This is a genomic window from Massilia sp. PWRC2, assembly GCF_049896725.1.
Classification (GTDB): domain Bacteria; phylum Pseudomonadota; class Gammaproteobacteria; order Burkholderiales; family Burkholderiaceae_D; genus JAFCUW01.
This window is the reverse complement of sequence record NZ_JAFCUW010000022.1, coordinates 1-7,975: the sequence shown is the minus strand read 5'-3', so window position 1 is coordinate 7,975 and position 7,975 is coordinate 1. Positions and strand designations below refer to the sequence as shown.

Genomic DNA, 7,975 nt, shown 5'->3' with positions numbered 1-7,975 from the left:
TCCTGCAAGGGCTGTGATTATGCGAAGTTGCATCGTCGCTACGGAGCGACGCGACCACGGAGCTGACATCCACGACGTGACGTCGACTTCGCATAAGCGCCGACTTCGCCTTATTCTTGCCGATGGCGATGGGGCGGATGGCGTTCTCGACCGGGTTGTTGTGTGTGCCTTGCTAAGGCACGATTGATCAGTCGGTGGAATTCCGACCTGGCTAACTCGCGCTCCAGCCAGAAGCACAAGGGGCGGTTCAGGAGGTAACGAATGGACTGAAGCACTTCTTGAAAAGGCCTCTTTAGGGGGCCAGCGAGCCATGCGGGCCGCAACGTGAGTGAACACTGAGCAGGCCTCGAAATGTCGTCGTGGATGCCGACTCGCCATAATAACGAGGAAGGCCGTCGGCGGTGCCGAAGCGAGCGTGAAACGCAGGTGCCGCGTCCGCCGGGGTAGTGGTGGCAGCACGCATGGTATGGATTAATCGTGCAACAAGGGAAGTCCATGGTGGTGATCTATTGGCAGTTGATCAACGACGACCCCGTGAGGGGTGGAGTCGGCCATCGTGGATGGCGGATGGGGGTGTAGTAGTGATGAAGCTGGGTAACGCCGGTGGAGCGAAGGCCCCCTGTTCCGGTGCGAACGTTCAAAGCAAGAAGAGCCCGGGGATTGGCGCACGCCTATCAACCCCGATTGAATCGGTTCGGACCTTGCAGAGTGCGTTGCAGACGAAAGCCAAGAGCGAAGCAGCCTATCGGTTCTACAGCCTGTGGGACAAGGTGTGCCGTGATGATGTTTTATACGAAGCCTACCGACGCTGCCGCGCCAATCGCGGCGCCGCCGGGGTGGACGGCGAGACTTTCGCGGACATTGAAGACTATGGATTGGCGAGCTGGCTGCAAAGATTGAAGCAGGAGTTACTCACCAAGTCGTATCGGTGCGAGCCCCTGCTGCGTGTATGGATTCCTAAAGCAAATGGCGGACAACGTCCGCTGGGTATTCCGACCGTCCGCGACCGTGTCGCGCAGATGGCCGTTCTGCTCGTGATCAATCCCATCTTCGATGGCGACCTGTTCCCGTGGCAGTATGGTTTCCGTGAAGGCATGGACGCCAAGATGGCACTGCGGCGTATTCACTACGGCATCGCCGATAGGGGAGCGCGCGAAGTGGTGGATGCCGATCTCGCTGATTACTTCAATACGATCCCTCATGGTCGTTTGCTGCGCTGTGTTGCGCGGCGCATTGCCGATGGGACCGTGCTGGCGGTCATAAGCCAGTGGCTTGATACCCCCGTTGTCGAACGGGACCACACGGGCGGGGAGACTCGCACGACGGTGGCAAGGGACACCAATCGCGGTACACCGCAAGGAGGCGTTATCTCCCCGCTGTTGGCGAACCTGTACTTCCGTCGTTTCATGTTGGCGTGGTACCAGGGTGGACATGCGCGGCGGCTACAAGCTGAAGTAGTCAACTACGCGGACGACTTCGTACTCCTATGCCGACCTGGTATGGGACGAGAAGCGATGGCAACGATGCGACACTTGATGTGTAAGCTGGGTCTGACAGTCAACGACAAAAAGACTCGTCTGGTCCAGCTCCCTGAAGAACGGTTCGATTTCCTTGGTTACACCGTAGGACAGTTCTATGGCCGGGAAGGGCGACGCTACTGGGGCACGGCACCATCAAAGAAAGCCATCAGACGCTTGAAAGATTACATACATGCCGAAACGACGAGCCGGTGGTTTGCGACAACGCCAGAGACTCGGATCGAAGAATTAAATCCGATGCTGAGGGGTTGGGCGAACTATTTCAGTCAAGGGCCGGTAGGGAAGATTTACCGCCATATCGATGACTATACGGCACGGCGTTTGCGAATCTGGCTGCGACGGCGCAGTGGCAAGCGGGGAACGGGGTACCGCCAGTATCCCGACCAGTACCTCTACGAGAAATTGGGTCTGATACGCCTGCTGACAACTGCACGCGGCCGCTCGAATGCAAAGGTTTGATGCACCGGAAGAGAGCCGGATGCGGGAAATCCGCACGTCCGGTTCGACGAGGGGGATGTGGAAACGGAGCGGTTGGCAAAAGTCCGCCGCCACCGCGCCACATCTCTACTCTACCGATCGGCAGGCTGCCAGATGAGGCGTAACGCTGCAGCGCCGGCCAGCGCTTGAGCGCATGGTCGATGGCCTTGGCGGTGCCGCTGCCGGCCGCCACGGTTCGCTGGTTCGCCAGCAGCCAGGCGTGCAGTTCGGCCAGCGCCGGCAGCGCCAGTTGCTCGCGTAATAGCATGCGTTGCGGCGGGTCCAGTCCGGCGCCTTGCTGCTCGATCGCATACAGCTTGGCGATGCGGTGCAGGGCCTGCTCGGCGACGGGGCTGCCGCCAGCGGCGTGCACGTCGAAGAATTTACGACGGATGTGGGCCAGGCAGGCCAACTCAGTGGGGCCTCCGACGAACATGGATTTGTAGCCGGCGTAGTCGTCCACCATCAGGTGGCCGCGCCAGCCGTGCAGGAACGCGCGTGCGTGGGCGCCGGCGCGGCTGGTCTGGTAATCAAACACGACGATCGGCGGACCGTCGTCATGCACGCCGGATCGATAGGCCCATAGGTAGGCGTGGCGCGTCTTGCCGCTGCCCGGATCGAGCTGGCGCACCGGCGTTTCATCGGCATGCAGGCAATCGTGTTGCCTTAATAGTTCGGCCAGCCGGTCCGCCAGCGGCTGCAGGGCCACGCCGATGCGGCCGATCCAGTCAGCCAGGGTCGAACGGGCCAGCGGTACGCCCTGGCGCGTGACGATCTGCTCGATCCGGTACAGCGGCAAGTGGTCGAGGTATTTGCATGCGGCGATCCAGGCCAGCAGGCCCACGGCGGCCATGCCGCCATCGATGACGGCAGCCGGGATCGGCGCCGCCGTCACCGTCTGGCAGGGGCGGCAGGCGTACTGCGGGCGGATGTGGCGGTGGACGAAGAAGCGGGCCGGCTCCACATCGAGTTGCTCGCTGACGTCCTCGCCGATCTTGACCAGGTCGGCGCCGCACTGGCAGCACTGGCATGACTCGGGTTCATGGCGGTGGTCGACGCGCTCCAATTCCGGCGGCAACGGCTGGCGGCCGGCGCGTTTGCGTGGCGGTTTGGTCGATGCCTGGCTGCGTAGTTCCTCATCGATGGCTGCGAGGTCCATATCGACCGTCTCGTCGAATAGCAGGCGCTGTTCGCCGACCAGTGCTTCGCTGGCCTTGCCGAAGCGCACACGCTTGTAATAGGCCAGCTCGAACGTGAGCGCCTTGATCTTGAAGTCGTTCTCGGCCAGCTTGGCCTGCTGCTGTTCGATCAGTGCCTGCACCTGCGCCAGCAGCGCTGGGGCGATGTCGTTGCGGGCAAGTTCGTCGAGCAGGTTCATGCCCAGCAGTTTACCGGTCCCGGCCCACGTTTACAAGCGCAACAGTTTACGTCGTCATAAGCGCCACTGCGTAGGCGCTGCCAGTCCACACCAGCGATGAGCCACTGCCACTGTTCGGCACTGACCTGCCAGCTTGCCTCGTCGGCTGCGGGCCAAATGAACTGGCCACGGTGCAGCCGGCGCGGGCACATCCAGACACCGGTGCCATCCCAGCACACCACTTTTAAGCGCGTGCGGCGTCGGTTGGCGAACACGTAAGCCGTTCCGTCGCAGGGCGGACGGCCCAGCGCCTGCTGCACGTGCAATGACAGCCCGTCAATGCCGGTGCGCATGTCCACCGCCGCAGTGGCAAGCCAAATGCTATCTGCCGAAACATCCATCACAGCGCCCGCATCAACTCGGCCAACCAGTTGGCCGGCACGTCGACCGGCAAGGTCACGGTCCAGCCGCGTTCGCTGCGCAGAACGATACCGCTGGAAGCGCCACTAGGCGTCACACGCACAGGCACAAATGCTGGTGACAACTGCGCTTCACCCAGCCGCCGCGCCCAGTAGCTGACCTGGCGTTGAGAGACACCGTTCTCCATAGCGAATGCGCGCTGGGATAGACCGCTTGCCTGCCACCGTGCCACGCACTCCTGCCACTCGTTAATTTGCTCCACACTTGCCACCATATTTCTCCAAGAAATTGAAGAAAGTAGTGTGGCCGCAGCGTTCAGGAATTCATAGATGGGTGGGCTGGATGCTTACATCCACACACTCTGTGTCACCGCTGCATGACAAGCTTCGGCCTGGTCGGGATAGCTGAGCGTGCGCATTTTGGCGACGTCGCCGATTGCCTAGGCATTGGCGCGCAGGCGCATGCCATCGAGATCCGTTTCCAGCCGATCAATGGTCTTGGTCAAGCAATCGAGGTCGTCGAATGCCGACTTCTTAAAATCTTTTAAGGCGCCACGTGGATTTTCCAGAGCGATTGAGAAGCCGGTCGCTGCCAGCTTGAGCCTGTTGTCTTTGGCGATTGCATAAATGCAATCTTTTACGTGAACTCCGCTTGCCAGCCCGGATCGGGAAGTTGATCGTCTTTTGAGACTTTCCACAGGGCTGGGCCCGGACGCTGGCCCACCACCAACACATGCTCCGGCGGGGAGACGTCAGTTTCCTGCGTGAATGCCGGCGCCATTAGCAGCGATGATCAAACAATGACCATTTTATTCAAGCGCATAGTGTCCTCTGGCGATGGGTGGCGTTGATGATAAAGCGGTTGTCGCGCAAAATTCAACTTGGAAAAAGGTTATTACAACGACATGCATATGCGGGACTTGCGCCGGTCGCAGTCGCACCGTTCGCTACAACAGGACGTCTGCCGCCGAACTGCGGCACAATCCGGGATTGAACATTGTATTTATCCAATCGAGGTGGGCATGAACGAACAGGTAGCCAGAGATGTCGTACTGGTGCGCGCGATTGAGACGAGCGATCGCAAGAAAGAAATTTTTAGCGATGACGATCGTCTTTATGCAAGCCGTAGCGCGCGCGAATTGGCCGAATGGCAGGCGGCCGACAGCAGGTCTGCCGTCACGCCGGACCATTTTTTGCAGCAGCGCGCCGACCTGTTGCTCAAACGCCTGAGTGAACGCTCGGTACCGTTTAAGGCGTTTATTCAACGGGGCAATCTATGGCCAGCTCTGAACGTTGGCCTGCCCGTGCTGGCTTTGTTGATCGGTGCTGGCGTCGACCGGATCGGTGATCCGCACCGCGTCGATTTACTGTCGGCACCGCTGCTCGCCCTTATCGGCTGGAATCTGCTGGTGTATCTGTTCCTGCTGGCGTTCCTGCTGATGCCACGCGCAGCGCACAAGGGCGCGTCGCCGTGGCTGCGAAGGCTCACCGTCGGCAAGCGGGCGTTGCCGCGCAAGCTGGCGCCAGTTCTGTCGGCGGCGCTGATCGATTTCATGGCTGAGTGGGCGAACATCAGCAGCAAACTGACGCAAGCGCGACTGGCCCGTGCACTGCATCTGGCGGCGGTCATGTTCGCCATCGGGGCCGTGCTTTCCCTGCTGGCGCGCGGCTTGTTGACGCAGTATGTGGCAGGCTGGGAAAGCACCTTCCTGGGCGCTGCTCAGGTGCACGCAGTCCTGTCGGCCCTGTTCGCGCCGGCCCAGTGGCTAGTCGGATTGCAGGGATTTTCAGTCGCTGATGTCGAGGCGCTGCGCTTTAGCAATCCGGCCCTTGCGACAGAGGGGCGGCGCTGGGTGTTGCTGTACGCGGCGACCATCTTGTTGCTGGTGATCGTGCCGCGTCTGCTGCTCGCCGCCATCGCCCACTGGCAGACGCAGCGTCGCGCGGCGCGCATTGCCATCGACCTCGAACAGCCATATTACCGTCAACTGTTGACCAAGATGGGCGGGCCAGCCGGCGTTCTGCGCGTGCTGCCTTACAGTTTCACCATCGATCAGGCGCGCGATCGCGGTCTGGCCGCTGTCGCCGCCGTGCTGCTGGGAGAAAACGCCAGCGTCATGTTGCGTCCCTCCAGCGCTTATGGCGACGAGCCAGAAACAGTATTGGCCGACGGCGCTGCTGCGGTGACGATGACGGCCGCGCTGTTTAATCTGGCCGCCACCCCCGAAAATGAAAATCACGGCGCCTTTATCGCGCACCTGACGGCGAGCACGTCGCACGTCAAGGTACTGGTCGACGAATCGGCGCTGATCGAGCGCCTCGGCGCCGATGCCGGCAAAGCCCGCATTGCCGAACGGATCGCCTTGTGGCAGCAGTTTTGTACGCACTATCGGGTCACGCCGGTGGTAGTCAACCTGCTCGATCCGTCAGCGCGTGTGCTCGAGGGGGCGGCATGAGCGAAGCACCCGTGCACATCCAGTTTGCACTGGTCTCGCACACCAATAATGGCAAGACGACGCTGGCGCGCACGCTGGTCGGCATGGATGTCGGCGAAGTGCGCGACGCCGCTCACGTGACGGTGTTCGCCGAATCGCACACGCTCATCACCACCGCTGTGGGCGACTCACTGTCCCTGTGGGACACCCCTGGCTTCGGCGACTCCGTTCGTTTGCTGCGGCGACTGGCGCAGGCGGGAAATCCGATCGGCTGGTTTTTGCGCGAAGTGGTCGACCGCTACCGTGATCGCACCTTCTGGCTGAGCCAGAATGCACTGCGCACCGCCAGGGACGCCGCCGATGTTGTGCTGTACCTGGTCAATTCCGCCGAGCATCCGCGCGATGCTGGCTATCTGCTCGCGGAAATGAAGATTCTCGAATGGCTGGGCAAGCCGGTGATTGTGCTGCTCAATCAAATGGGGCCGCCCCGTCCCGGTGGCGCCGAAGCGGACGAGCAGCTGCTGTGGAAACAGCACCTGGCCGGGCATGCGATTGTGCGCGATGTATTGCCGCTGGATGCCTTTGCCCGCTGCTGGGTGCACGAGCGTGTGTTTTACGAAGCGGTCGCTCGCGCCATCGGCCCGGCCCAGGCAGCCGGTTACGCGCGCCTGTTCGCTGCCTGGGATGCAAATAACCTGCGACGTTTTCGCCAGGCGATGCAGCTGATCGCAGTGCAGATGGCCGACGCCATTGCCGATAGCGAGCCGGTGCAAGAGGAAAGCACATCACTGCTGCGCACGGCGCTGCAGGCGGTCGGACTGCGCAGGGGCGCCGAACAGCGTCAGGAAAAAGCCATGGCAGTATTGTTGACGCGCCTAAATGCGCAAGTGGCCAGGTCGACCGCCGATCTGCTGGTCCTGCACCAGCTCGACCCGCAGGCGGCAACGACCATCAATGCCCGCGTGCGTCACAATTTTGCCGTGCGGGCCCCGGTCGACAAGGCCCAGGCAGGGCTGATCGGCGCCATTGTCTCCGGCGCCGCAACGGGGGTGACGGCCGATCTGATGGCCGGCGGCTTGACGCTGGGGGCAGGCGCCCTGTTAGGCAGTGTGCTGGGTGCGTTGACGTTTGCGGGCGCCGCATGGGGCTTTAATGCAAGTACCGACCGCAATCACCCGACAGTCGAATTTGCGCCAGACTTCTTGCACACCCTGCTGGTCAGTGCGATGCTGCGCTACCTCGCCGTAGCCCACTTCGGCCGTGGCCGCGGCAACTTTGTCGAAAGCGAAGCGCCGCCGTTTTGGCAAGTCGAAGTGGAAGCTGCCATCGCGGCGCAGCATGCGGACCTGACGGCCGCGTTCGACGCCGTGCGCGTGGACGCCAAAGCGGTTGATGTCCTGGGCGATGTGGTGATCAGCATCGGCACGGCGCTGCTGACGCGCTTGTATCCCGCGGCAGCGTCATTGGCCGCCTGAACTGTTTTTAAAAAATCCTTGCGTCGTCAACCGTGGCTTTGCTATAGTTTGCCTCCCCAAGAAATTGGTTAACAAAAACAAGGAGTTGGGGCTGTTTGCAAAAACAGGGTAACAAAATAGAGGTTGACGGAATACGCGAAACGCTGCATACTCTTCCCTCTCTGCTGCAACGAACACAACGCTTCGCACCGCGCAGAATCAGTACCGAATAAAGTTCTTTAACAATTAACAGTCGATAAGTGTGGGCGTTTGATGAAAGTGCCAGTGACTTCGG

General features: G+C 61.2%; 7 protein-coding genes and 1 pseudogene. 3 read left to right on the top strand and 5 right to left on the bottom strand.

Features of this window, described 5'->3' with window-relative positions:
- Positions 1–713: 713 nt before the first annotated feature.
- On the top strand, positions 714–1,997 hold the full coding sequence (gene ltrA / locus ACP7BZ_RS22610; RefSeq protein ID WP_426117405.1) for a group II intron reverse transcriptase/maturase: 1,284 nt from the start codon (positions 714–716) through the stop codon (positions 1,995–1,997).
- Between the two features lie 115 nt (positions 1,998–2,112).
- Here the strand turns inward: ltrA and tnpC are convergent.
- The 4 genes and pseudogenes from tnpC to ACP7BZ_RS22590 form a co-directional block, all read right to left on the bottom strand.
- A pseudogene (tnpC, locus tag ACP7BZ_RS22605) lies at positions 2,113–3,393 on the bottom strand (IS66 family transposase); the annotation flags it as partial.
- Complete coding sequence (gene tnpB, locus ACP7BZ_RS22600) at positions 3,390–3,773, bottom strand: IS66 family insertion sequence element accessory protein TnpB (protein WP_426117403.1); 384 nt, start codon at positions 3,771–3,773, stop codon at positions 3,390–3,392. The gene tnpB and the pseudogene tnpC, both read right to left, overlap by 4 nt.
- Positions 3,773–4,066 carry an IS66 family insertion sequence element accessory protein TnpA gene (gene tnpA / locus ACP7BZ_RS22595; protein WP_426117401.1) on the bottom strand — a complete coding sequence of 98 codons (294 nt, stop codon included), beginning with the start codon at positions 4,064–4,066 and terminating at the stop codon, positions 3,773–3,775. The genes tnpB and tnpA overlap by 1 nt, the downstream gene beginning before the upstream one ends.
- Before the next feature lie 165 nt (positions 4,067–4,231).
- Positions 4,232–4,489, bottom strand: a complete 258-nt coding sequence (locus tag ACP7BZ_RS22590; protein WP_426117399.1) for a hypothetical protein — start codon at positions 4,487–4,489, stop codon at positions 4,232–4,234.
- A 324-nt stretch (positions 4,490–4,813) separates the two neighbouring features.
- Between ACP7BZ_RS22590 and ACP7BZ_RS22585 the strand changes: the two genes are divergently transcribed.
- Both ACP7BZ_RS22585 and ACP7BZ_RS22580 read left to right on the top strand, forming a co-directional pair.
- On the top strand, positions 4,814–6,247 hold the full coding sequence (locus ACP7BZ_RS22585; RefSeq protein ID WP_426117397.1) for a DUF2868 domain-containing protein: 1,434 nt from the start codon (positions 4,814–4,816) through the stop codon (positions 6,245–6,247).
- Positions 6,244–7,701, top strand: a complete 1,458-nt coding sequence (locus ACP7BZ_RS22580) for a DUF3482 domain-containing protein (protein ID WP_426117395.1) — start codon at positions 6,244–6,246, stop codon at positions 7,699–7,701. Before ACP7BZ_RS22585 ends, ACP7BZ_RS22580 begins: the two co-directional genes overlap by 4 nt.
- Before the next feature lie 7 nt (positions 7,702–7,708).
- Here ACP7BZ_RS22580 and ACP7BZ_RS22575 read toward each other — a convergent pair.
- Positions 7,709–7,975 (bottom strand): hypothetical protein (locus ACP7BZ_RS22575; RefSeq protein WP_426117393.1); only part of this gene is annotated, 267 nt, incomplete at its 5' end.